1 protein-coding gene and 1 pseudogene are annotated in these 1,129 nt (G+C 74.8%); one reads left to right on the forward strand and one right to left on the reverse strand.

The features are described from left to right. A pseudogene (locus tag ACWDCZ_RS41610) lies at positions 1-69 on the reverse strand (DNA-binding response regulator); the annotation flags it as partial. A 184-nt stretch (positions 70-253) separates the two neighbouring features. Here ACWDCZ_RS41610 and ACWDCZ_RS41615 point away from each other — a divergent pair. Beyond that, entirely contained in the window at positions 254-1,018 is a 765-nt protein-coding gene (locus tag ACWDCZ_RS41615) for an SDR family NAD(P)-dependent oxidoreductase (protein ID WP_449818763.1), read from the forward strand. The last annotated feature ends 111 nt before the right edge of the window (positions 1,019-1,129 follow it).

The following is a 1,129-nucleotide window of genomic DNA, read 5'->3' on the forward strand; positions in this document are numbered from 1 at the left end:
CGCCCCGGCCTGGAGCGCCGGGAACAGCGATTCGTCGTCGGCGTAGGTGGTGAGCACCACCACCTCGGTCGCCCCGGACCGGGCGGCCGGCGGTCGGACCGCACCACCGGTGGTCGGCGCACACGCCGGGGCATGGGAGCACGTCGCGACTTGGTTGAACGTTGAACGCAACGTCCGAATACCGCCGGAGGTTTGAAGGGCCCCGGGCCAGGATCGAGTCATGTCCGAGATCGGAACGAGGAGTTCTGGAGATATGACGATGAACGGTGCGGCAGTGCTCGACAGCCTCGACGGCAAGGTGGCCCTGGTGACCGGCGGCAGCCGGGGGATCGGGGCGGCGGTCGCCCTGCGGCTCGCCGAGGACGGCGCCCACGTGGTGCTGACCTACCAGGGCGGCGCGGAGCGGGCCGAGGAGGTCGCCGCGAAGATCACCGCGATGGGGCGGAACGGCTGGGCCGTACGGGCGGACAGCGCCGACCCGGAGGCGGTGCGGGGCGTGGTCGAGGCCGTCGTCGAGCGGTTCGGGAGGCTGGACGTCCTGGTGAACAACGCGGGCGTCGGCGTCCTCGGCCCGATCGGCGACCTCACGCTGGAGGACGTCGACCGGGTCCTGGAGGTGAACGTCCGGGCACCCTTCCTGTACGCCCGGGCGGCCTCCGCGCACCTGACCGAGGGCGGGCGGATCGTCAACCTCGGCAGCTGCATAGCCCAGCGCGTCGCCTTCCCCGGCGCCACGCTGTACGGGACCAGCAAGGCCGCGCTGATCGGCCTGACCAAGGCGCTGGCCCGGGAGCTCGGGCCGCGCGGGATCACCGCCAACCTGGTCCACCCGGGGCCGATCGACACCGACATGAACCCGGCCGGCGGCCCCGCGGCGGAGGGCCAGCGCGAGCTCACCGCGCTCGGCCGCTTCGGCACCGGCGCGGAGGTCGCCGCCGCGGTCTCCTACCTGGTCGGCGAGGGCGGCCGGTACGTCACCGGCGCCGAGCTGGCGGTGGACGGCGGCTTCGCCGCCTGACGCGGGTTCGACGGCAGGCCCCCGGGGCGTGTCCCGCAGGCCCGGCACCGGCCACCCTCCCGGGCACCCCCGAGCCCGGCGCGTCTCCCGAGCCCGGCGCGTCCCCCGAGT

It is taken from the genome of Kitasatospora sp. NPDC001225 (genome assembly GCF_053597855.1).